The sequence below is a fragment of the Komagataeibacter oboediens genome (assembly GCF_018491655.1).
GTDB classification, from domain to species: domain Bacteria; phylum Pseudomonadota; class Alphaproteobacteria; order Acetobacterales; family Acetobacteraceae; genus Komagataeibacter; species Komagataeibacter oboediens.
Genome location: NZ_JABLUU010000001.1, coordinates 386,837 through 408,451 on the forward strand (window position 1 = coordinate 386,837; position 21,615 = coordinate 408,451).

A 21,615-nucleotide genomic window follows, 5' to 3' on the forward strand; every position below is an offset into this window, starting at 1 on the left:
GCGAACCGACCTTACTGATATCCGCAGGAAGCATATGCGCCACCTGCGCCGTTCCGCCCGCATCACCACCGAACAGTGGCGGCGCAAGCTGGCATGCTGGGCAGCCGCCGTCGTGGTGGGGGTGGTTGCGGTGGGTTTCGCCATGGCAGCGGATGCGGCGGCCACGCTGCGCAACCATATCATCGCCATCAGCCCATGGATCATGCTGGCGCTTACGCCCGCGGGGCTGGCGCTGTCCACGTGGCTGACGCGCACATGGTTCCGGGGCGCGCAGGGCAGCGGCATACCGCAGACCATCGCCACGCTGCACCTTGAGAATTTCGCCATCATCGACCGGCTGCTGTCGCTGCGGGTGGCGGCGGGCAAGATCGTGCTGACCACGCTGGGCCTGGTGGCTGGTGGCTCCATCGGGCGTGAGGGGCCGAGCGTGCAGATAGGTGCCGCCATCATGCATGCCTGTGGACGGTGGCTGAACCTGTCCACCGTCAGCATGCGGCGCGGGCTGATCCTGGCCGGTGGGGCGTCGGGGGTGTCGGCTGCGTTCAACACGCCGCTGGCCGGTATCGTGTTCGCGATCGAGGAACTCAGCCATTCCTTTGAACAGCGCACCAGCGGCACCATGCTGACGGGGGTGATCCTGTCGGGTGTCACGGCCATCGCCCTGGTGGGGAACTACAGCTATTTCGGGCATACGGATGTCGTGGTACCAATCGGCATAAGCTGGATCGCCGTGCCGACCTGCGGCATCCTTGGCGGGATCGGGGGCGGGGTCTTTTCCGCCATCCTGATCCGGGCCACGCGCGGCCTGCCCGGCGGGCTGGGGCGGTTTGCGCGCGGCAGGCCGGTTGCCTTCGCCGCCGCGTGCGGGCTGCTGCTGGCGGTGATCGGCATCGCATCGGACGGGATCACCTATGGCACCGGCTATGAACAGGCGCATGAAATCATTGAAGGCAAGACGCATTATCCCGCGTCTTTCTTCATCCTGAAGTTCATCGCCACCATCATTTCCTACTGTTCGGGCATTCCGGGGGGGCTGTTCGCGCCGTCGCTGGCCATCGGGGCCGGGTTCGGGGGGTGGGTCGCGCAGTTCCTGCCGCATACCACGCCCGGCGCCGTGGTGCTGTTGGGCACCGTGGCCTATTTTTCCGCCGTGGTGCAGTCACCGCTGACCGCATCGGTCATCGTGATGGAAATGTGTGACAACCAGCAGGTGACGCTGGCGCTGCTGGCCACGTCGTTCCTGGCCTATGGCGTCTCGCGCATGATCTGTTCGCAGCCACTTTATGCCGCACTGGCCGAAGCGTTCCTTGATGGCATGGCCACCGCACCCCGCACCCCGGTGGCGACACCACGCCCGCCGGCCGCGCCGCCCCTACCCGCCGCGCGCTGACAGCACGCGGTCATACAGCGCACGCCACTGTGCCGTGACCGCCTGACGGGTAAAACGCGCTTCGTAGTCCCGCCGCCCTCCGGCAACGATCCGCGCGGCCAGCGCCGGGTCATCCAGCACGCGCCGCAGGGCGGCGGCCAGCGCGGGCGCGTCATCAATGGGTACCAGCATGCCATTTTCCCCATCGCGCACATGCGCCCGGGGACCTGCCGTGGCACAGGCGACCAGCGGCACATCCGCCGACCATGCATCGAGAATGACGGTACCAAAGGGTTCATACCGCGACGGCAGCACACATATGTCCGCCGCCGCCATCAACGCCCCCCGATCCGACCGCCAGCCAAGGAAATGCACGCGTTGCGCAAGGCCCAGCCGCGCCGCCTGTGCCATAAGGGCCGCTTTCAGTTCCCCTTCCCCCGCCAGCCACACATGGCAGCGCGGCAGCAGGGCCAGCGCATCAAGCAGCGTCTCCAGTCCCTTGGCCGGATGCAGGCGCGACAGCACCAGCAGCACCGGCGCGTCATCCGGCGTATCCAGCGACCGGCGTAAAACCGGCGGCTGGGGCGTGACAGAGGGAAAGGTCGGGACATAGGCCACCCGGTCCGCGGGTGCACCGCGTTCGCGCATAGACTGCGCCATGTCCGGCGTGCAGCCCACAAACCAGTCGCAATGCGCGAAGGGACGCAGGTCCTTGTAATTGCCAAACCAGCCAATGACGGGAACACCCGTATGCGCGGGCACAAGTTCCGCCGCACGACGCAGCCAGCAATGGATCAGGTCGGGCTGCATGCGTGCAATCAGGCGGCGCAGCGCGTGACGGACCAATGGGCGCAGGGGCAGGCGCAGCGGTGCCGTTTCCACTGCTACGCCCGCCTGCTGCAGTTCCATGCAGCGGGGAGCTACGGAGTGCATGACCACGCATTGCGCAAGACCCGCGTCATGCAGGCTGAGCATGACATCGGTGGAATACAGTTCGGCCCCACCATTGCCACGGGCCGCCATGACATGAAGTACGCGCATAACGTCCTGCAATTCATGCAAAAGTTTTTGGCGAAGCATTCTTCAGAAAGCTTCAGGAAGACGCCGCCTTTTGAAAAAAGGCGGCACCCAAAAACTTCCTTTACTCATTATCCGGCTTATTTGGCGCTCAGATCCACCACGCAGGCGCGGCCATCTTCCGAACCAAAGGCAAGGCAACAGCCATCGGGACTGAATTCCAGCGCCGTCACCGGACCGGATCCCCCAATGCATACCGGCAGGATGCGCTGTGCCCCGGTATCGGCCATCAGCACCGACCCGTCGGCAAACCCTGCCGCCACGATGTCATGAACGGGATGGCAGGCAACGCGGGTGCACATCACGCCCGGCAGCCCCCCGGCCTCCGCCGGGGGCTTGCCCATCGGCCCCCCCCCAAAGAACGGCCACATCACGATGGTGTCCGCCCCGCTGGTCACCAGCCATTTGCCATTCCGGGTAAAGGCCATGGACTGCACCTTGGACGGATACCCGCTCATGCGCATGTTGTGCCCGTCCGCCAGACGCCAGCCATGCAGTTCCGATTCCTGCATGGAGGTCACCAGTGCCTCGCCTGCCGGGTGGATGGCGATGCCGATATGGCTGCCCTTCCATTCCAGGGGACGCACGGTATCCACCTTCGCCTGCACGAACCACATCGACGCGCCATTGTAGTGCGAGGCCGCGATGCGCTTGCCCTTGGCGTCAAACACGATGCCACTGACAGTGGACGGGTGATCCAGCACCTTCAGCGTCGTGTGCCCGTCCGCATCGCGCAGTTCGACCTGCTTGCCCGATGCAAAGGCGATCACGCCGCCTTTGCCGCTGCTCCATGTCGTGATGTGTTCGATCCAGCGGCGGCCTTTCACAAGGTCGCTTACGCTGCCATCGGCCGCAATGCGACGCAGGGCGCTGTCATCGCCACCCGTCAGGAAGCCGGTGGGGCCGGCGTCGGGCGCGATGGCAAGGATCGCGCCGTCATGCACGGTCGTGACGGTCCATGCATCCGACTGGCCCCAGTCGCTACGGTCCGCCACCATGATGTCGCCTTCACCCGTGACGAAGGCCACCTGCTGGCTGTCACGTGAGACGGTGCAGCCGGTGATCTGGCCTTCAAGCTGGCGCATGGCCCCACGGCGTTCAAGCAGGCCGGTGGGCGGGATGGTATCGTTCACGGTATCGCTCATTTCGCACGGCAGCTTTCAAAACCGCGGCGAAGCTGCGGACGGTTGAGGTTACGACCAATGAAGACAAGGCGCGAAACGCGCGGCTCGCCTTCCTTCCACGGACCGATGAAGCCGCCATCGGCCATCATGTGCACGGCCTGAAAGGCGAAGCGCTGGTCTTCACCGGCATAGTTCAGGATCCCCTTGGCGCGCAGGATATCAGCACCCTGTTCCTGCAGCACCGCGCCGATCCATGCCTGGAACTTGGCCGCGTCCAGCGGTTCCTCCACTTCATAGGACAGGGAGGTCACGTCCGCTTCGTGGGAATGGCTGGTGTCCTCAAGGAAATGCGGCGCGTGTTCCAGCGCGCGCTGCAGGTCGAACCCGCCCTGGTCCAGCACATCGGACAGTGGCACGTCGCCACGCTGCGCACGGTGGATGCGGGCCACGGCGTTGATGGAACGGATGCGCGATTCGATGGTAGCCAGCGCGACGTCATCCACAAGGTCGGTTTTGTTGAGGATGATGACATCGGCAAACGCGATCTGGTTCACTGCCTCGGGGCTTTCATCCAGCGTCTGGATGACGTTGTAGGCATCGACCACCGTGACCACGGCATCCAGACGGGTCTTGCCGCGCACGTCCTCATCGACAAAAAAGGTCTGTGCGACCGGGGCGGGATCAGCCAGGCCGGTTGTCTCGACAATGATGCCGTCAAACTTCGCCCGGCGTTTCATGAGGTTGCCGAGGATGCGGATCAGGTCGCCGCGCACGGTGCAGCAGATGCAGCCGTTGTTCATCTCGAACACTTCCTCGTCGGCATCCACCACGAGGTCGTTGTCCACGCCGAGTTCACCGAACTCATTCACCACCACCGCGTATTTGCGGCCATGCTGCGCCGTGAGGATATGGTTGAGCAGCGTCGTCTTGCCCGCGCCGAGGAATCCCGTCAGCACCGTCACCGGCACAAGGGTGTTCTGAGCTGCGGCGTCGGGCGACGCCTGAACGGTATCGGACATATGGCCTCCGGTCTTTTCAAATTGCCTGCATCATACGTGGCGTTAAGCCTTGTCTGCCCAGATATAGGGCCATGGGGCGACCTGTCCCATACCCGTCAGCACAGAAAAACGGAAAAGGCGGTCAGGCCCCGCCCCGGTGCAGGGCTGCATCACGCATTGCCACGCGACAGGCGCGGGCATGATCAATACTGAAACGCGCGGCCTGTGCGCGCCCGCGCGCGGCAAGGGCATCACGCGCGGGCAGGTCGTCCATCAGTCCGGCAATGGCCTGTGCCAGCCCCGCCGCGGGGGCGGGTGCACACAGCAGGCCGCCATTGCCCACCACTTCCGGCAATCCGCCCGCGGGGGCCGCGATCAGGGCGGCTCCCGCGGCCATGGCTTCCAGCGCGGTCATGCCGAACGGTTCGGGCCAGCGGCTGGGCACGACCACGATGGATGCCTGCGCCATGGCGGCCAGCACCTGTGCATGTGGCCTGTATCCGGCCATCTCCACCCCCGCCGCCGCAGCGCTGGGCAGCAGGTCGGAGACGAACGGGGTCACAGGCGCGTCGGCCCGGAAGCGGTCGGCGCCGATCATGCAGGAATTCCAGTCGGGATGGATCTGCGCAAGCCGTGCGCAGGCCGCGACAAACAGGTCGGCCCCCTTGTCCGCAACGATGCGCCCGGCAAACAGCACGCAGCGGGCACGCTGCGCCATGGGGGGAACAGCTGCTGGCAACGCCACGCCATTGGGCGACAGCCCCACATGCCGCGCACAGGTATCGGGCAGGCCATCCAGGAACCGCTGCCGCAACCAGCCCGACACGCAGGCTACGTCCATAAGCCGCAGCAGACTGCGCCGCTGGGCCGGGGTTTCCGCATCCCGCATGCCCTGCGGGTCGTTATGCAGCACCAGCAGCACGCGCTGTCCGGGGCGGTGGCGGGCAATGTAATGGGCGGTATCGGGGCGGTTGTGGACTTCCACCACCGCCGCGCCACTTTCGGCCACCGCGCGCAGCACGGCGGCGGCGTACCGCACGCTGCGCCTGCCCGGTGGCCACAGGCCGGGCTGCACGGCGCTGTAATCATGGCCCGGCAGCAGGGACGGTCCTGCCAGCGGTGGCCCGATAATGACATCCTGTGACCCTGCAAGAGCCGCAACCTGAAGGCCGATCGCCCCCACGGCACCGGGGGAAAACCCCTCACGCGCGGGCAGGACCACGGCCACGCGCCATGGCATGATCACGGGCGGGGTCTCAGGCGATGTCCTCGAAACGGGACTGCCGCCATTCGGCGGGTTCCTGTGCGGCCTGCTGGTACCAGTCATCAACCAGCGGATGGGCGCGCACGGCCATCATGTAAGCCCGCGATTCCGGTGACGGGTTGATGCCATAGGACAGGAAACGCGCGACGATTGGTGCGAACATGGCGTCCGCCATGCCGAATGTCGCCCCGAACAGGAACGCGCCCCCCTTGCCGAAATCCAGCCGGGCTTCGGTCCAGATGGCGTCGATACGGGCGATGTCCGCATCAATATCCGGCGTGGTGCCCGCCGCGAGCGGGCGGCTGTCCCGCCCGAGGTTCATGGGCATGGCCTGCCGCACTGCCCGGAAGCCTGCATGCATTTCTGCCGAGATGCTGCGCGCGTATGCCCGCTGCCGCGCATCCTGCGGCCACAGGCCGGGGGCCTGTTCGGCACAGTATTCGCATATGGCGATGCTTTCCCACACCGCGATGTTCTTATGTTCCAGATAAGGCACCTTGCCATTGGGCGAAATGGTTCGGATGGCGGGCGTTTCCCCATTATCCGCCAGCGGAATCACCTGTTCGCGCACATCCAGCCCGGCCAGCCGCACAGCCAGCCACCCGCGCAGCGACCATGACGAATACCGCCGCGTGCCAATGACCAGAATCCCGTCACTCATGATGCCGCCTTTCCTTCGCTTCCGGCCTGAACCGCGTCCACCCGGCGGATAAAGCCACCGCCCAGCACCCGCGTGCCATCATACATCACGCAGGCCTGCCCCGGTGCGGGCACCGCACCTTCATCCAGTTCCACCCGCGCGCCATTATCCGGGGCCTGCCAGACCGTGGCAGGCCGGGCGGCTTCACGCGCACGGATCTGCACGGCACACCGCAGGCCCTCCGGCCCCGGCGGAGGCACCAGCCAGTTCATGTTGCGCAGCATGAGCGTACGGGCCACGGCCTGCGCGCGCGGGCCGATCACCACACGTTTGCTGGCTGGTTCGATGCCGACCACCATCTGGCGTTCGCCATGCTGCATCGCGGCATTGCCCAGCCGTTTGCTCTGCCCCACGGTGTAGCGGGTCACACCTTCATGCTGGCCCACCACATGACCGGACCGGTCCACGATTTCGCCCGCCCCCGTCACATCGGGCCGCAGTTTTTCCACCAGCCCGGCATAGGAGCCGTCGGTCACGAAACACAGGTCCTGACTGTCGGGCTTGCCCGCAACCGCCAGGCCAAAACGTTCCGCTTCCGCCCGCACGGCGGCCTTGTCCGGCATGTCGCCCAGCGGAAAGCGCAGGAAATCAAGCTGGTCGCGCGTAGTGGCGAACAGAAACCATGACTGGTCACGCCCCGCATCCACGGGGCGGTGCATTTCCACGCCATCCGGGCCATCCACGCGGCGGACGTAATGGCCGGTCGCCATGGCGTCCACACCAAGGTCACGGGCCATGCCCAGCAGGTCGGTAAACTTCACGCCCTGATTGCACGCAACGCAGGGCACCGGGGTTTCGCCCGCGGCATACGCATCGGCGAACGTGCCGATCACGCTGTCATGGAAACGGCGTTCGGCATCGATAACGTAATGGGGAATGCCCAGCCTGTCGGCCACGCGACGGGCGTCATGAATGTCACGGCCCGCGCAGCACGCGCCCTTTTTCGTACTCTCGCGTGAGTCATAGAGCTGGAGGGTCGCGCCGATCACCTCGTGCCCCTCGTCCACCAGACGGGCGGCAACGACGGAACTGTCCACCCCGCCGGACATGGCCACAAGAATGCGCATGGCTTGGTTCCACTTCCCGATGACAGGCAATGCCCGCAGGACTATCCGCCCCCGGGCATCGCACGTCAAACATCATGTTGCGCGCGTATCATTCCGCGCGGTGTATAACAGGCGCCGGTCAGGACGTGCGCGGCAGACGCACCACCAGACCGTCCAGTGCCTCGGTCATCACGATCTGGCAGCCCAGACGGGACGTTTTTTCCAGACCGAAGGCAAGGTCGAGCATGTCTTCCTCATCCTCGGTCGGTGGCGTCAGCTTCGGCGCCCATTCGGGGTCGACCACCACGTGGCAGGTGGCGCAGGCCAGCGAGCCCTCGCACGCGCCTTCCAGGTCGATCCCGTTCTTGTGGGCGATTTCCAGAACTGACAGGCCCAGCGGGGCCGCAACTTCACGGCGGGTGCCGTCACGCTCGATGAATACTATATGCGCCATCTTTCCATCCTGCCTGCTACCATTCGCCCGATCTATGGCGAAGAACTGCCTGTCGCGCGGCACCGTGCCACAGCCTGACACATGATTGCCGCCGCGCGATCCACATCGGCGGCTGAGGTATAGCGTCCGACGGCCAGACGCAAGCCTCCGGCGGCCTGAACACCGTCCAGCCCCATGGCCGTCAGCACATAGGATGGCGTCACCTCGGCCGAGGAACAGGCCGACCCGGTGGACAGGCACAGCTGCGGCGCAGCCCGCAGAAGGTCCAGCGCCCGCACCCCGTCAAAGCGCAGGTTGAGATTGCCCGCCAGCCGTCCCGACATGCTGCCATGGACATGCACGCCCTCACATCCCGCCCGCAGCGCCGCCAGAAACCGGTCCCGCAGGCCCGCCAGCCGCGCGCGCTCCGCCGCCCCTTCGCTGCGTGCGATCCGGCACGCGGCCCCGAATCCGATCACCAGCGGGGCAGGCAGCGTACCCGACCGCAGACCGCGTTCCTGCCCGCCGCCTGAAAATAGCGGAGCCAGCCGCACGCGCGGCCTGCGGCGCACGAACAGTGCGCCCACCCCCTTGGGGCCATACAGCTTGTGCCCGGACACGGATGCAAGGTCGAGATCCCATGCCCGCACGTCCACATCCACCTTGCCCACGGCCTGCGCCAGGTCGCTGTGCAGCAGGGCGCCCGCCTTGCGGACCAGCGGGGCGAGGTGCGCGAGATCTTGCATCACCCCGGTTTCGTTATTGGCTGCCATGATGCTGACCAGCAGCGTCGGGACATGCAGCGCCTCCTCCAGCACGGCCGGGTCCAGCGTGCCGTCTGGCCGGACCGGCAGGATCACCGGCTCGCACCCCTCACGGCCCAGGTCACGCACCGATTCCAGCACGCATTTATGTTCGGTCGCCAGCGTGATGACACGCCTGCGCGGATCGCCACGCTCCAGCAGGTGACGCACCGCGCCCTTGATGGCGATGTTGTTGGCTTCCGTCGCACCGGAGGTCAGCACGATCTCACGCGCGTCTGCCCCCAGTATCGCCGCAACGTCGGCCCGGGCCTGTTCCACCGCGTCATGGGCCGCGCGCCCCGCCGCATGGTCCAGGCTGTGGGGATTGGCGAAGCTTTCGGTAAACCACGGCATCATTTCCGCCATTACGCGGGGATCGCATGGCGTGGTGGCCTGATAGTCAAGGTAGATCAGGTCAGGATACGCATTCATGCCGCACCTGCCTGCACCGCGGGCAGGCGCCCGGCCATGGCCGTGTAGGCGGCTATGAAGCCATCGACCTGCGCCTGTGTCACCGACCATGGCAGGGACACACGGATGGCGCAGCCCGCGTCCTCCCCAAATCCCATGGCGTCCAGCACGTGCGAACGCGTGACCTTGCCCGATGAGCAGGCTGACCCGGCCGAAACGCAGCACCCCGCCATGTCCAGCGCGATCAGCTGCGTCTGCGCCCGCCGTCCGGACAGCAGCAGGCTGCTCGTATTGGCCAGGCGCGGGGCATCCGCGCCGCAGATCTGCGCACCCGCCGCCACCGCCGCCGCCTCGATCCGGTCGCGCAATGCGGCCAGCCGGGTGGCCTGCTGCGCCATATCCGCCACCGCCACCGTGGCGGCAGCCGTCATGCCGGCAATGGCGGGCAGCGCGGGCGTGCCGCCACGCCGACCCTGTTCCTGCCCCCCACCTGCCAGCAGCGGGGTGATGGCGTGGAACCGCGCACCCGCCAGCAGCAGCGCACCAGCCCCCTTCGGGCCGCCAAATTTATGGCCTGAAATGGCGATACTGTCCGCCCCCAGCCCATCCATGGTGAAGGGAATGCGACCCGCCGCCTGCACCGCATCCACATGCACCAGCGCACCATGGGCATGGCACAGCGCAGCAATGTCGCGTACGGGATTGATGACACCGGTTTCGTTATTGGCCAGCATGACACAGACCAGCGCTGGCGTGCCGCCATCGGCTGCCAGCATGCGTTCCAGCGCGCCGGTATCCAGCACACCATCGCGACCAACGGGCACCACCTGCGCCCGTGCCGCCGCCCTGACCGCGTCATGTTCGCTGGCCCCCACCAGCACCCGCCTGCCATGGGCCTGACCGGTAATGGCCAGCACGTTCGCCTCTGTCCCGCCCGATGTCAGGACACAGTTTTCCGCCATCACCCCGAACAGGGCGGCCAGCCCCTCGCGCGCGGTTTCCAGAACGGCACGCGCGGCACGCCCCGCACGGTGAACGGATGCGGGATTCCCCACTACGTCCGCCGCCGCAACCATGGCGGCCAGAGCCTCGGGCCGGACGGGTTCGGACGCATTCGCGTCGAGGTAGCTAAAACTGTCGCGTCGGGTGTTCATGCTATCCAGCCATATGGTTACGCCAAGTCGTTTTGCGACATGGATTACGATTTATCTGGCATTTTGTGAATCCACACCGCTATAAGGCAGCGCAACATAATATTTATTGCAACGTGTTATGGCTGGTGCACACACCATTTCCATACCGCTGCCTCAATGTCGCCCGCCCGCCATCCGGGCATGGCAAGGAGAGCAAACCGATACGACACACCCGGCCCGCCACCGAAAAAAGCCTGATCCCCATGCCGGGTGGACACGATGCATGACCATATCTGCCCCCCGCGCAGGGCACGCCTGCCGAAGACGCACTTTTGTCCGGTAGGCAACAGGCCCATTATCAGGCGGGTTGGTATACTTTCGGCCTGACATACCAGACCGGATCAATTCTGTTTTTCGTGTGACCGCCAGCGGGTGAATACACGGTGTATTCCAGCTTCCGGCACAGTTGACACCGAAAGACAGCATTTTCTCTGCCTGCCGACCTGACGGGGCATCGCCGGTCGGGCGGGCTGCAACAGCAACATTTCCTGCCGCAATGCCTGGAATGCGCGGGAAAACGCAAATGCGGGACACCTATGCCTGAGGTCATGTTTGCCGGCCCTGATGGCCGTCTGGAAGGTCGATACCATCATTCAAGCGCGCCCAACGCGCCGCTTGCGCTGGTACTCCATCCCCACCCGCTGCATGGCGGAACCATGAACAACCGCATCACCTATGCGATGTACCGCGCGTTCGAGAAAATGGGCTTCTCGGTCATGCGCTACAATTCACGTGGGGTCGGGCGCTCGCAGGGGCGCTATGACGGCGGCATTGGCGAGATTTCGGACGCCGCCGCCGCCCTTGACTGGATGCAGATGGTCAACCCGAACGCCAGCGGCCTGTGGATCGCGGGCTATTCGTTCGGTGCGTTCGTCGGCATGCAGCTGCTCATGCGCCGCCCCGAGATCACGGGCTGGATCAGTGTGGCCCCCCCGGCCAACCACTATGATTTCGGCTTTCTTGCCCCCTGCCCGTGCGGTGGGCTGATGATCGCGGGCGAGAATGACGAACTGGTGCCCGAACCCGCCGTGCGCAAGCTGGTGGACAAGCTGAACACCCAGAAGGGCGTGACAGTGGACTACCGCATATTCAAGGGCGCGGACCACGTCTTCGCCAACCATGCCGACCAGGTGGCCGAGGCGCTGGAAGACCATGTCAGCACGGTCATGAACCGCAAGGCGCTGGCGCTGGCCGCCGACTGATCCCCCCAACCCACCCCGGTCGGGCCGGGCTGTTCCATGATGGGCCGTGAACATGCTAGAGGCTGGTCCGCGCCGGGGCGGCCCGGCCAGCGATGCCTATCACAGCGCGGAACAGATCATGCCCAAGAGTGAATTCCTCCGGGAAGCCGAAGCACGCGGCTTCATTTTCCAGTGCACCGACATGGACGCGCTTGACGCGGCCATGCAGGCCGGTCCGGTGGGGGGCTATATCGGTTTCGATCCCACGGCGGACAGCCTGCACGTGGGCAGCCTGATCCAGATCATGATGCTGCGCCTGCTGCACCGCCATGGCCACCGCGCCGTGGCGCTGGTGGGTGGCGGCACCGCGAAAATTGGCGATCCGTCCTTCCGGGAGGAAGCGCGCAAGCTCATGACGGCGGAAACCATCGCCACCAACATGCGCGGGGTGGAAGGCTGCCTGCGGCAGTTCCTGCCGCTGGGCACCGGGCCGGCCGACCCGCTGCTGACCAACAATGCCGACTGGCTGGACCGTCTGTCCTACATCGACCTGCTGCGCGATGTGGGCATCCATTTTTCCGTCAACCGCATGCTGTCCTTCGACTCGGTGCGGTCGCGGCTGGAACGTGAGCAGGGCCTGACGTTCCTGGAGTTCAATTACTCCATTCTCCAGTCCTATGATTTCCGGGAACTGAACAGCCGTCATGGCGTGACCCTGCAGATGGGGGGATCGGACCAGTGGGGCAACATCGTCTCGGGCATTGATCTTGTCCGCAGGATGAACGGCGCCCAGGTCTTCGGCCTGACAACGCCATTGCTGACCACAAGTTCCGGCGCGAAGATGGGCAAGACGGCGCAGGGCGCCGTCTGGCTTTCGGCGCAGCGGCTGCCGGTTTTCGAATACTGGCAGTTCTGGCGTAATGTGGAGGATGCGGATGTTGGCCGCTTCCTCAAGCTGTTTACCGAGCTGCCCATTGCGGAATGTGACCGTCTCGCGGCCCTTGGCGGCGCGGAAATCAATGAAGCGAAGAAGGTCCTCGCCACCGAGGCCACGGCCCTGTGCCACGGCCGCGCCGCCGCCGAGGAAGCCGCCGAGGCCGCACGCCGCACGTTCGAGGAAGGGGCCGTCACCGCCGCCGCCCTGCCCACCGTGTCCCTGCCCGCCGCACTGCTGGCCGAAGGCATGCCCGCCTTCCGCGTGTTTGTGGAAGCCGGCCTTGCCGCAAGCAACGGGGAGGCCCGTCGCCTGATCCGTGGCGGCGGCGCACGGGTGAATGACGTGGTGATCCGGGACGAGGCGCAGGTCGTATCCGACAGGGACCTGATTGACGGCGCGCTCAAGCTGTCATCGGGCCGCAAGCGCCATATCCTGGTCCAGCCGGCCTGAAGGACACGGCCATGACACGCAGGCAGGCAGGCCGTGACAGGGCGCAGGCACAGCAGCCCGACCTGTTCGCGCCAGCAGCGCCTGCCTCCACCCCCGCATCCGAATCCCCACGCGCCGCGCCCGCCAGCCTGCCACCGCTGCCTGCCGTGCCGCCGGAACTGTGGGAACGGCTGGCCTATTCACGTTTCCGCGCGCGCTTCCACCTTGGGGCAAAGGAACGGGAGTACCTGGCCACGCGGGGCCTGCCTGAAGTCATGACGCACGCGGCGGATTTCATCGCCACCCGACTCGCCCCCGCCCACCCGGAAAAGGACGGGCGGCAGACCCCGTGGCGGGGACACCCGGTTTTCATCGCCCAGCATGCCACGGGCACCTGCTGTCGTGGCTGCGTTGCCAAATGGCACGCCATGCCTGCAGGCCAGCCGCTCGATGCAACACAGCAGGCCTATATCCTGTCGGTCATACAGGAATGGATACGGCGCGATGCGGCCGCTACGCCGCAATCCGCGCCCAGACCTGATCCCCGCTGATCCAGCATTCATACGAACGCGGCATCGGGCCTGCGGCCTCCACCCGGCCACCGGGGGCCTGCGCGCGCCCGTCGGGACCGAAGGTCCACATATGTAGCGGACAGACAATGCGGCCATACAGCACGTAACCAGCGGACAGGCGGGCATTGCCATGGGGGCAGCGGTCATCGATCACGGCGGGAAGCACGTCATCCACCATCCACACCACCAGCGCCCGGCCATCGCACATGACCCGCTGGGGCGCCTCACGCGCGGCGGATAACGTGCACAGGGGACGGGAACCCGGTAACGCCTGTTTCATTGACTCCATGCCTTCCCCCCTGCTGCGCAGTTACCATCTTACGTGAATGGGGTGCGTCGTCTATCGTGCATGCGCCCTGTCGCAGGCATGCGGCGCACCGGCCAACATTAACAGGATATGATGACGCATGGTTCTTTCACCCCAGCATGAACATCTTCTGGACCGTCTGGCTGAGGTCGCCGTCCGCGTTGGCGTGAATATCGCACACGGGCAGCAGCTTCTGATCACGGCACCACTGGATGCCGTGCCGCTGGTCCGCCGCATCACGGAACACGCCTACCGGGCCGGGGCGTCACTGGTGACGCCGTTCTATGCCGATGACGTGGCGACACTGGCCCGCTTCCGCCATGCCGCCGATGATACGCTGGACACTGCCGCCGACTGGCTGCAGGACGGCATGGCCAACGCCTACCGCAAGGGGGCGGCGCGCATGGCGATCACGGGTGGGAACCCGGTGCTGCTGGCCAATGAAAATGCCGAACGCGTCTCCCGCGTGGGGCGTGCGGCATCGCGCGCGGGGCGTCCGGCCATGGAACTGATCACCCGCTTCGCCATCAACTGGAACATCGTGGCCTTCGCCACCCCAGCATGGGCGGCCCAGGTGTTTCCCGACCTGTCGGCGGATGCGGCGGTCAGCCGGTTGTGGGATGCCATTTTCCAGGCATCACGCGTGATGGTGGACGACCCGGTGGCCGAATGGAAAGCCCATAACGCCCACCTGCACAAACGTGCGACATGGCTGAACGAACGTCGTTTCGCGGCCCTGCATTTCACCGGGCCGGACACCGACCTGACCGTGGGGCTGGCCGATGGCCATGCATGGGCCGGGGGGGCGGAACCCGCGGGCAACGGGATCACCTGCAACCCCAACATCCCGACCGAGGAAGTGTTCACCACCCCGCATGCCCGCAAGGTCAGCGGAACGGTACGCGCGACCAAGCCGCTGTTCCATCAGGGCACGCTGATTGACGATATCGCCGTGCGTTTTGAAGACGGCCGCATTGTCGAAGCCCATGCCCGCACCGGGCAGGACGTGCTGGAACGCATACTCGATACCGATGATGGCGCACGCAGGCTGGGTGAAGTGGCGCTGGTGCCCGCGTCCTCCCCCATTTCACAAAGCGGCATCCTGTTCCGTAACACGCTGTTTGACGAAAACGCCGCCAGCCACATCGCGCTGGGCCAGTCCTATGCCAAATGCATGCTGGATACCGACAGCCTGACCGAAGCCCATCTGGCGCAGCAGGGGGCCAATACCAGCTTTATCCATATTGACTGGATGATCGGGTCCAGCAAAATCGACGTGGACGCCATCAACCATGATGGTACCCGCGAACCCCTGATGAGACAGGGCGAATGGAGCAACCAGCCATGACTTCTTCCTTCGTGCGCAAGGCGCTTTTGGCCACCACCTGCGCCCTTGCCCTGACCCGCCTGCCCGCCGTCATGCCATCCGCCATGGCCCAGCAGTCCACACAGCAGATGACCCAGCAGGCCCCAAGTGCCGCCCAGCAGGCCGCGATCAGGCACGATATGGAAACCGTGGCGCAGTACAGGCTGCCCAAGGATTTCTTCACGCGCATGACGCCGGTGATGGAACAGATCCGCAATTCGCGCATCACCCCCCCCGAAACGCCGAACCTGTCGCTGGAAGACACGATCAAGCGCACCGAAGCCATGCCCCAGCTTGCGCCGATCCTGCAGCAGGGTCACATGACGGCACGTGAATTCGTCATGGGCATCACCACCTTTGGCATGACCGCCGCCGTCATGCAGCACCCCCCGCAGGACAGCAAGTCCATGCCGCCGCTGAATCCGGACAATGTCAGCCTGCTCAAGTCACATACGGCGCAGACACAGGCGCTGATCCAGATCATGAACGGTAGCGACAGCCAGCAGCAGGAAATGGGGCGTTAACCCCCTGTTGATAAAAACAAAAGTTTCTGGGTGCCGCCTTTTTCCAAAAAGGTGGCATCTCCTGAAGCTTCCTGAAAAAGCCTGACCAGAAATGCCTTCATGACTGACGCGGCGAGACGCAGGCGGTCTTTGTGAACCCACCTTCCTGCCCCCTGCTTATGCGGCAGCAGGACATCCTGCCGTCAGCAGGGCAACCGTCCGCGCCATGATGTCGGCCTGCGTGTAATGGACCAGCGCGCGCATCCGTCCCGCCTCCCCCATGCGCTGGCGCAGCACACCATCACGCACCAGCCGGTCCAGCGCCGTAGCCAGCCGTGCGACATCGCCCGGCGGCACCAGCAGGCCGGTCTCCCCCTCCACCACCTGTTCGCACGGGCCGGAAATATCACTTGCCACCACGGGCAGGCCGCACAGCATGGCCTCGATCACGCTCATCGGCAGGCCCTCGAAATGGCTGGGCAGGGCAAAAATGTCCGCAGCCGCCATGATCGGCGCGACATCCGCACGATATCCAAACATGACCATGCGCGTGCCAAGGGCCGCCTGTGCCGCGGCAAAACACGCGCCAAGATCCACGCCCCGGTCACTGGGCAGACGTTCACCCACCACCCATAACACCGCATTGTCAGGCAGGCCGCGCATGGCCGCCAGCAGTTCGGGATAGCCCTTGCCCCGCACCAGGCGGGAGACGGCAAGGATGACAACCTGTCCCGCGCCCACCCCCATCCGCGCACGCAGCGCCGCACGCTGTTCGGGCATGGGGTGGAAAATAGCCGGATCACGTCCGTTGCCGATGGCCGTGGCGCGGGGATTGATCCGCAGCCTGCGGGCGTCATGTGCCTCTTTTTGCGAGACCGTCAGGTAGATGCCGGTCACCTGTCCCGCCAGCCATTCCAGCACAAGGGCTACGGCACGCCGCAGCCGTGATCCCGGCTGGTTGAACAGGAACCCATGGCAGGTATAGGCAATGCAGGGCACCCCGCACTGCCATGCCGCGAAACGCGCCAGCAGGCCGCTTATGGGCATGTGCGCATGAACCATATCGGGCTTTTCCGCGCGGATCAGGCGCACGAGTGCCCGCCATGCCCGCCATTGCGCAAGGGGAGACAGGGTGCGCGACATGGGCACGGTTTCGACCCGCAGCCCACGCGCGCGCACCTCCTTCAGCAGGGGACCACCGGCACATGCTCCCACCACATCATGCCCTTCATCCCGAAGCGCCAGCATGAGGGGAAACAGGAACTGGCGTAACGAAAAATCGACATTCGTGACTTCAAGGATCTTCATGCCAGAAGCAGCAGCTTCTCACGTCGCAGCGCCCAGCGCACCACCTGCCGAACCTTGCCCAGCGGGGCACCCCCACCCATGGCCGGGGCATCCGGGGTGTCCCCGTCTTCCTGCTTCTGCCGGGCTGCGGGATCGACCCGCACGACCAGCTGCAGGGTCGGCTGCGGCACCTGGCCACCGGAATAGACGCTTTCCTCAATCGCGACCTCGCCGCCCGCAGCCCGGAACCGCCAGTGCTGCTCCCCCGCTTCCAGCAGGATGGAACCATCCTGCGCATCCACCGCCGTCACCGTCGGATGCAGGTGCAGACGCAGGACGAAGGCCAGTTCCCGCTCGCCTTCCAGCATTTCCTCCCCGCGCAGGATCTCGCCATCCCCGCCCAGGTACAGCCTGCGGTAATACGTCACCCCCGCCGAAGGGTGGTAGCCGTCATGCGACAGGTTCAGCCAGTGCGCGCCTTCGGCCACGGCATGATCGACACTGACATGGGTTGGCCTGCGCCGCACCGTGCCATCTGCCCCGAATTCGGACGAGGACATGTCCTCCACCACCACGACGGAATGGGCCGCAGTCTGACGCAGGGCCTCTTTCCACGCAGGCAGGACCCCGCCACCGCAATTGACGATCAGGCGCTGCCGCGCACAGGAAAATTCGAATGACAGCGTCCCCGCATGCGCGTTGCGGTCATATTCGGGCGGGGCTGGAATCCCCACATCCACCAGCAGCAGCGACCGCACGGCCTGCATGCGTATGAAACCGCCATCGGGCATGGCATTGGCCACAACGCGGGTGCGCGTGGCCTGCGACAGCACCATCTCGATCAGCGTCGCATTGCGTTCATGGCTGCCGTTGAACAGCGCAAGCCCCCCGTCCCCATGTCGCATGGCCCGCAGCACGGGGCTCATCTTGTCCAGCGCGATGGCGACCGAATGCGGCAGGGCATGCTGCACCGCCTGCATCATGGCCCGCATTTCCGCCAGCTCGCGCAGCGCACGCAACTGCACCTCCGGGCTGCGTTCGACATGCCAGCCATCAGGCAGGATCTGGCTTTCAACCTCGTTATCGATGTAGCGGCGGTACCGGGTCAGGAAACCGGTATACTCGGGCATGGCCACCGCTACCGCCAGCAGCCCCTTGAGCGCCGTAAGCGACTGCCAGCCATGCTGTTCAGGCGGCATGAGGGCAGCGATGGTGCGCCCTTCCACCAGTATCCGCTCCATCAGGCGCTGGCGGAAGGAATCGCTGGCCGATGCGGCAAAGAAATCATAATGCCCCAGCCACGCCGCGACACGGGCGCCAATCACCCCGCAATCCAGCGCCATGGGGTGCTGGGATGGATGGTGCAGCCAGTCATCAACCAGCGCGCGCGCCTTCAGCCGCGCGGCATCCGTGCCCACCGCACGCAGGTCACGCAGCCAGCGGAAGCTGAGCAGCCCCTCACGGAAACCGGGTTCGAATTCGGGCGAATCCCACTGCCCCGGCCCGACGGGGTGGGTATAGCCCGCCCATGTCAGGCTGCCACGCGCAAGCTGCGCGCCCGCCGCCGGGTCACCCGGCCACAGGTCACGCACATTATGGACAGGCGCGACAGGCAGCCGCCTGCCCCCACCCAGCAACGGCAGCCGCGCGAATGAAAGGCGCGCACCCCGCGCCAGACGCTTCAGCGGCATGGGGCCCTATCCCCCCGATATGGCGGTACGCATACCCTCACGCCGGGGTATGCGTCCCGATCCGTAGGTTCCTGATGGCGGCGGCATAATCATCCTGCCCATACACGGATGTCCCGGCAATCAGGACATCAGCACCCGCGGCAACCGCCAGCGGCGCGGTTTGCGCAGTAATGCCGCCATCAACGCCAATGCGGATGTCACGGCCCGTCGCATCCGCCATGCGACGCAGGGTCTCGATCTTGCGCAGCTGGCTGGTCAGGAATTTCTGGCCACCAAAACCGGGGTTGACCGTCATGACCAGGATCATGTCCACCAGATCCAGCACTTCGCCCACCGCTTCGGGCGGGGTGGCGGGACAGATGGCGATGCCGGGCTTCACCCCATGGTCGCGCACGTGCTGCAGCGAACGGTGGGTATGGGGACCGGCTTCCACATGCAGGTGGATATGGTCGGCCCCGGCCTTCGCAAAGGCCTCGATATACGGATCGACGGGCGCGATCATCAGGTGCACGTCAAACGGGAGCTTCGACTTCGGGCGAAGCGCCTTGATCAGTTGCGGCCCCATCGACAGGTTCGGTACGAAATGCCCATCCATGACATCCAGATGCAGCCAGTCCGCACCAGCATTTTCGACAGCGGCGACTTCATCCGCCATGCGGGAAAAATCAGCCGACAGGACGCTGGGCGCGATGAGGGGGGTCTTGAGAGCAGCCATGCCTGTTTTTTAACAGCAATCAAAGACTAACGCCAATCTTTCCTCATGCCCCCTGCCCCTGTCAGGCCCGACGGAAACGCGCGGCGAAGAAGCCATCCATGCCACCGTGATCCGCCAGCATGCCAGGATGGGTGCGCAGCCATCCCTCCGGCGTGCGGGCCTGCGGCAGGAAGGCCAGTTCCTCCGGCGTGAAGGGATCGGGGATCAGGCCCATCGCCTCGGCCGCGCGGGCACGCTGCTCGCCTTCCTCGGGCTGCAGCGAACACACGGCATAGACCACGCGCCCGCCCGGCCGCAGCATGTCGCGGCTTGCGGCCAGCAGCCGGTCCTGCCCTTCCGTCATGGTGGCGATGTCACGCGGGCGCTTGATCCACATGGCATCGGGGTGTCGGCGGATGGTGCCGGTAGCCGAACATGGCGCATCCAGCAGAATCGCGTCCAGCGGAGCATCAGGCCGCCACTGTGCCGCATCCGCATGGATGACCTTCACCGCATCCAGCCCCAGGCGTGCCAGATTCGCGCGCAGCCGCTCGATCCGGCGGCCTTCGCGTTCAATGGCGAATATCTCCGCCCCGGCAAAGGCAAGCTGGGCGGTCTTGCCACCGGGGGCCGCACACAGGTCGGCCACGCGTTCGCCCGCCTTCACATCCAGCAGCCGCGCGGGCAGGCTTGCGGCCATGTCCTGCACCCAGAATGTCCCTTCGGCAAAGCCGGGCAGGTCCACCACCTTTACCGTCCCCGCGGCAAAGCGCACGCTTCCATTGGGCATCACCTCGCCGCCCGGCGGGGGTTCGGCACCGGGGCGGATGCTCAGGTCCAGCGGCGGTTCATGACCCAGTGCGCGGGCGATGGGACGTGCCAGCTTCCCCCACGACTGCCACAGCCACGGCGGCACATCCAGCCGCGCCTGGTCCAGCCCCTCCAGCGCCTGCGTCCCGCCAGCCGCAACGCGACGCAGCACGGCGTTGACCAGCCCCGCGAACGGCACCAGCCCCCGCCTGCGCGCAAGGGCGACGGACGTGGCCACGGCGGCATGGGCCGGCGTGTCAAGGAACAGGAGCTGCGTCACCCCGATCAGCAGCACCACGCGAACGGGTTCGGGCGGTTCACGCTTCAGGAACGGGGCCAGAACCTCATTCGCGATGCCCATGTGCCGCAGCACGGTGGCCGCCAGCCGGTGGCCCGCGGCACGGTCGCGCGGTTCGGCCGCGCGGGCGGCGGCCGAATGGTCCAGCGACGTATCAAGCATGCGGCGGTGCACGATCACGCCTTCGACGATATCGAAGGCGATGTCGCGCGTGGGATCCGGGGCGACCTTGCCACCGCGCCGGTCGGGGCGGCCTGCGTTGGGGCGGCGGCCGGTGGGGCGGGACGACGGGGACGGGGAAGGCTTCATGGAATCCTGACCTGAAAACTGCGATACGCGGGGGCTTGACCGGGGAGGTATTCAGGCCAAGCCTAGAGCCATGTCAACATCCACATCCATAGCACAGGCGCTGACGGGCATCCGCGCCCGCATCACCACCAGCGCGCAGGCGGCAGGTCGCGCCCCGTCCACCATCGGCCTGGTGGCCGTTTCCAAGTTCCATCCGCAGTCCAGCGTCATCGCGGCACTCGAGGCGGGGCAGCGGATATTCGGTGAAAACCGCGTGCAGGAAGCCGCCGCCAAATTCCCTGCCCTGCGCGAACGCTGGCCCGACCTGCGGCTGCACATCATCGGCGGCCTGCAGACCAACAAGGCGCTGGAGGCCGTCCGGATCGCGGACATGATCGAAAGCCTCGACCGACCGTCCCTGTCGGACGCGATCGCGCGCGCGGGTGACAGGGCGGGTCGCCTGCCACACCTGCTGGTGCAGGTAAACACGGGCGACGAAACCCAGAAGTCGGGCGTGCGGCGGGAAGACGCCGATACCTTCATCACCGCCAGCATCACGCGCTTTGGCGACGCGGTGCGCGGCCTTATGTGCATCCCGCCGCACGATCAGGACCCGACGCCGCATTTCCGGCTGCTGTCGGACATGGCGGCACGGCACGGGCTGCCGGTCGTGTCCATGGGCATGTCGGCCGATTTTGAACGCGCGATTGCCTGTGGCGCGACGCTGGTACGGGTGGGAAGCGCCATTTTCGGTGCCCGCCCCGCCCATGCCTGACCACGCCTGAATGGCACCTGAGCGGAGACGGGCCTTGCTGCGCATGGGGCGAGGCGGTA

21 protein-coding genes are annotated in these 21,615 nt (G+C 65.9%); 7 read left to right on the forward strand and 14 right to left on the reverse strand.

Translation table 11 applies throughout. The annotated features are described in order from the left end of the window. Nucleotides 1-34 precede the first annotated feature (34 nt). Nucleotides 35-1,390, forward strand: a complete 1,356-nt coding sequence (locus HNO79_RS01685) for a chloride channel protein (protein ID WP_010515069.1) — start codon at nt 35-37, stop codon at nt 1,388-1,390. On the opposite strand, the gene HNO79_RS01690 is transcribed toward HNO79_RS01685, so the two are convergent. The 9 genes from HNO79_RS01690 to HNO79_RS01730 form a co-directional block, all read right to left on the reverse strand. Next, nucleotides 1,373-2,410 carry a glycosyltransferase gene (locus tag HNO79_RS01690; protein WP_214164263.1) on the reverse strand — a complete coding sequence of 346 codons (1,038 nt, stop codon included), beginning with the start codon at nt 2,408-2,410 and terminating at the stop codon, nt 1,373-1,375. The two genes, HNO79_RS01685 and HNO79_RS01690, sit on opposite strands and share 18 nt — an antisense overlap. A 116-nt stretch (nt 2,411-2,526) precedes the next feature. After that, entirely contained in the window at nt 2,527-3,591 is a 1,065-nt protein-coding gene (locus tag HNO79_RS01695; protein ID WP_214164262.1) for a WD40 repeat domain-containing protein, read from the reverse strand. Then, nucleotides 3,588-4,589, reverse strand: coding sequence for a CobW family GTP-binding protein (locus tag HNO79_RS01700; protein ID WP_200410384.1), 1,002 nt, complete (start codon nt 4,587-4,589; stop codon nt 3,588-3,590). Before HNO79_RS01700 ends, HNO79_RS01695 begins: the two co-directional genes overlap by 4 nt. A gap of 121 nt (nt 4,590-4,710) precedes the next feature. Then, nucleotides 4,711-5,808 carry a glycosyltransferase family 4 protein gene (locus tag HNO79_RS01705; RefSeq protein WP_214164391.1) on the reverse strand — a complete coding sequence of 366 codons (1,098 nt, stop codon included), beginning with the start codon at nt 5,806-5,808 and terminating at the stop codon, nt 4,711-4,713. A gap of 16 nt (nt 5,809-5,824) precedes the next feature. After that, nucleotides 5,825-6,493 carry a glutathione S-transferase family protein gene (locus HNO79_RS01710; RefSeq protein WP_010515075.1) on the reverse strand — a complete coding sequence of 223 codons (669 nt, stop codon included), beginning with the start codon at nt 6,491-6,493 and terminating at the stop codon, nt 5,825-5,827. Continuing rightward, nucleotides 6,490-7,599 carry a tRNA 2-thiouridine(34) synthase MnmA gene (gene mnmA, locus HNO79_RS01715; protein ID WP_010515076.1) on the reverse strand — a complete coding sequence of 370 codons (1,110 nt, stop codon included), beginning with the start codon at nt 7,597-7,599 and terminating at the stop codon, nt 6,490-6,492. Before mnmA ends, HNO79_RS01710 begins: the two co-directional genes overlap by 4 nt. Before the next feature lie 118 nt (nt 7,600-7,717). Beyond that, on the reverse strand, nt 7,718-8,032 hold the full coding sequence (locus HNO79_RS01720; RefSeq protein WP_010515078.1) for a ferredoxin family 2Fe-2S iron-sulfur cluster binding protein: 315 nt from the start codon (nt 8,030-8,032) through the stop codon (nt 7,718-7,720). 32 nt (nt 8,033-8,064) lie between these two features. Continuing rightward, on the reverse strand, nt 8,065-9,246 hold the full coding sequence (locus HNO79_RS01725; RefSeq protein WP_214164261.1) for a cysteine desulfurase family protein: 1,182 nt from the start codon (nt 9,244-9,246) through the stop codon (nt 8,065-8,067). Next, nucleotides 9,243-10,379: a cysteine desulfurase family protein gene (locus HNO79_RS01730; RefSeq protein ID WP_214164260.1), complete on the reverse strand. Its 1,137-nt coding sequence runs from the start codon at nt 10,377-10,379 to the stop codon at nt 9,243-9,245. The genes HNO79_RS01725 and HNO79_RS01730 overlap by 4 nt, the downstream gene beginning before the upstream one ends. A 575-nt stretch (nt 10,380-10,954) precedes the next feature. Between HNO79_RS01730 and HNO79_RS01735 the strand changes: the two genes are divergently transcribed. From HNO79_RS01735 to HNO79_RS01745, 3 genes are all read left to right on the forward strand, one after another. Then, complete coding sequence (locus HNO79_RS01735) at nt 10,955-11,620, forward strand: alpha/beta hydrolase (RefSeq protein ID WP_010507247.1); 666 nt, start codon at nt 10,955-10,957, stop codon at nt 11,618-11,620. Between the two features lie 118 nt (nt 11,621-11,738). Continuing rightward, nucleotides 11,739-12,986: a tyrosine--tRNA ligase gene (gene tyrS / locus HNO79_RS01740; RefSeq protein ID WP_029329564.1), complete on the forward strand. Its 1,248-nt coding sequence runs from the start codon at nt 11,739-11,741 to the stop codon at nt 12,984-12,986. 11 nt (nt 12,987-12,997) lie between these two features. Then, entirely contained in the window at nt 12,998-13,516 is a 519-nt protein-coding gene (locus HNO79_RS01745) for a DUF4186 domain-containing protein (RefSeq protein ID WP_214164259.1), read from the forward strand. Here the strand turns inward: HNO79_RS01745 and HNO79_RS01750 are convergent. Beyond that, nucleotides 13,479-13,817, reverse strand: a complete 339-nt coding sequence (locus HNO79_RS01750; protein WP_010515084.1) for a Rieske (2Fe-2S) protein — start codon at nt 13,815-13,817, stop codon at nt 13,479-13,481. The genes HNO79_RS01745 and HNO79_RS01750 overlap by 38 nt on opposite strands. A 127-nt stretch (nt 13,818-13,944) precedes the next feature. Between HNO79_RS01750 and HNO79_RS01755 the strand changes: the two genes are divergently transcribed. Both HNO79_RS01755 and HNO79_RS01760 read left to right on the forward strand, forming a co-directional pair. Further along, entirely contained in the window at nt 13,945-15,192 is a 1,248-nt protein-coding gene (locus HNO79_RS01755) for an aminopeptidase (protein WP_200410379.1), read from the forward strand. Beyond that, the gene (locus tag HNO79_RS01760) at nt 15,189-15,734 is read left to right on the forward strand and encodes a hypothetical protein (protein ID WP_010515086.1); all 546 of its coding nucleotides are present in this window, start codon (nt 15,189-15,191) and stop codon (nt 15,732-15,734) included. The genes HNO79_RS01755 and HNO79_RS01760 overlap by 4 nt, the downstream gene beginning before the upstream one ends. Nucleotides 15,735-15,890: 156 nt before the next feature. Here HNO79_RS01760 and HNO79_RS01765 read toward each other — a convergent pair whose 3' ends face one another. The 4 genes from HNO79_RS01765 to HNO79_RS01780 all read right to left on the reverse strand — a co-directional run bounded on the left by HNO79_RS01765 (nt 15,891) and on the right by HNO79_RS01780 (nt 20,802). Next, nucleotides 15,891-17,021, reverse strand: a complete 1,131-nt coding sequence (locus HNO79_RS01765; RefSeq protein WP_214164258.1) for a glycosyltransferase family 4 protein — start codon at nt 17,019-17,021, stop codon at nt 15,891-15,893. After that, nucleotides 17,018-18,691: a heparinase II/III family protein gene (locus HNO79_RS01770; protein ID WP_048855634.1), complete on the reverse strand. Its 1,674-nt coding sequence runs from the start codon at nt 18,689-18,691 to the stop codon at nt 17,018-17,020. Before HNO79_RS01770 ends, HNO79_RS01765 begins: the two co-directional genes overlap by 4 nt. Nucleotides 18,692-18,728: 37 nt before the next feature. Next, nucleotides 18,729-19,406 carry a ribulose-phosphate 3-epimerase gene (rpe, locus tag HNO79_RS01775; protein WP_048855635.1) on the reverse strand — a complete coding sequence of 226 codons (678 nt, stop codon included), beginning with the start codon at nt 19,404-19,406 and terminating at the stop codon, nt 18,729-18,731. Nucleotides 19,407-19,467: 61 nt separating this feature from the next. Next, a complete protein-coding gene (locus tag HNO79_RS01780; RefSeq protein ID WP_214164257.1) occupies nt 19,468-20,802 on the reverse strand; it encodes an RsmB/NOP family class I SAM-dependent RNA methyltransferase in 1,335 nt (444 codons plus the stop codon). 70 nt (nt 20,803-20,872) lie between these two features. Here HNO79_RS01780 and HNO79_RS01785 point away from each other — a divergent pair, with 70 nt between their 5' ends. Next, nucleotides 20,873-21,556 (forward strand): YggS family pyridoxal phosphate-dependent enzyme, encoded by a 684-nt coding sequence (locus HNO79_RS01785; protein WP_010515091.1) that lies wholly within the window; start codon nt 20,873-20,875, stop codon nt 21,554-21,556. The last annotated feature ends 59 nt before the right edge of the window (nt 21,557-21,615 follow it).

Coding starts and splice junctions, on each gene's coding strand:
- HNO79_RS01770 (WP_048855634.1), bottom strand. CDS start 18,691: ATGCCGCTGAAGCGTCTGGCGCGGGGTGCGCGCCTTTCATTCGCGCGG.
- HNO79_RS01765 (WP_214164258.1), bottom strand. CDS start 17,021: ATGAAGATCCTTGAAGTCACGAATGTCGATTTTTCGTTACGCCAGTTC.
- HNO79_RS01780 (WP_214164257.1), bottom strand. CDS start 20,802: ATGAAGCCTTCCCCGTCCCCGTCGTCCCGCCCCACCGGCCGCCGCCCC.
- HNO79_RS01745 (WP_214164259.1), top strand. CDS start 12,998: ATGACACGCAGGCAGGCAGGCCGTGACAGGGCGCAGGCACAGCAGCCC.
- HNO79_RS01705 (WP_214164391.1), bottom strand. CDS start 5,808: ATGCCATGGCGCGTGGCCGTGGTCCTGCCCGCGCGTGAGGGGTTTTCC.
- HNO79_RS01710 (WP_010515075.1), bottom strand. CDS start 6,493: ATGAGTGACGGGATTCTGGTCATTGGCACGCGGCGGTATTCGTCATGG.
- HNO79_RS01750 (WP_010515084.1), bottom strand. CDS start 13,817: ATGAAACAGGCGTTACCGGGTTCCCGTCCCCTGTGCACGTTATCCGCC.
- HNO79_RS01720 (WP_010515078.1), bottom strand. CDS start 8,032: ATGGCGCATATAGTATTCATCGAGCGTGACGGCACCCGCCGTGAAGTT.
- tyrS (WP_029329564.1), top strand. CDS start 11,739: ATGCCCAAGAGTGAATTCCTCCGGGAAGCCGAAGCACGCGGCTTCATT.
- HNO79_RS01735 (WP_010507247.1), top strand. CDS start 10,955: ATGCCTGAGGTCATGTTTGCCGGCCCTGATGGCCGTCTGGAAGGTCGA.
- HNO79_RS01730 (WP_214164260.1), bottom strand. CDS start 10,379: ATGAACACCCGACGCGACAGTTTTAGCTACCTCGACGCGAATGCGTCC.
- HNO79_RS01785 (WP_010515091.1), top strand. CDS start 20,873: ATGTCAACATCCACATCCATAGCACAGGCGCTGACGGGCATCCGCGCC.
- HNO79_RS01695 (WP_214164262.1), bottom strand. CDS start 3,591: ATGAGCGATACCGTGAACGATACCATCCCGCCCACCGGCCTGCTTGAA.
- HNO79_RS01690 (WP_214164263.1), bottom strand. CDS start 2,410: ATGCGCGTACTTCATGTCATGGCGGCCCGTGGCAATGGTGGGGCCGAA.
- HNO79_RS01755 (WP_200410379.1), top strand. CDS start 13,945: ATGGTTCTTTCACCCCAGCATGAACATCTTCTGGACCGTCTGGCTGAG.
- HNO79_RS01700 (WP_200410384.1), bottom strand. CDS start 4,589: ATGTCCGATACCGTTCAGGCGTCGCCCGACGCCGCAGCTCAGAACACC.
- mnmA (WP_010515076.1), bottom strand. CDS start 7,599: ATGCGCATTCTTGTGGCCATGTCCGGCGGGGTGGACAGTTCCGTCGTT.
- HNO79_RS01685 (WP_010515069.1), top strand. CDS start 35: ATGCGCCACCTGCGCCGTTCCGCCCGCATCACCACCGAACAGTGGCGG.
- HNO79_RS01725 (WP_214164261.1), bottom strand. CDS start 9,246: ATGAATGCGTATCCTGACCTGATCTACCTTGACTATCAGGCCACCACG.
- HNO79_RS01760 (WP_010515086.1), top strand. CDS start 15,189: ATGACTTCTTCCTTCGTGCGCAAGGCGCTTTTGGCCACCACCTGCGCC.
- rpe (WP_048855635.1), bottom strand. CDS start 19,406: ATGGCTGCTCTCAAGACCCCCCTCATCGCGCCCAGCGTCCTGTCGGCT.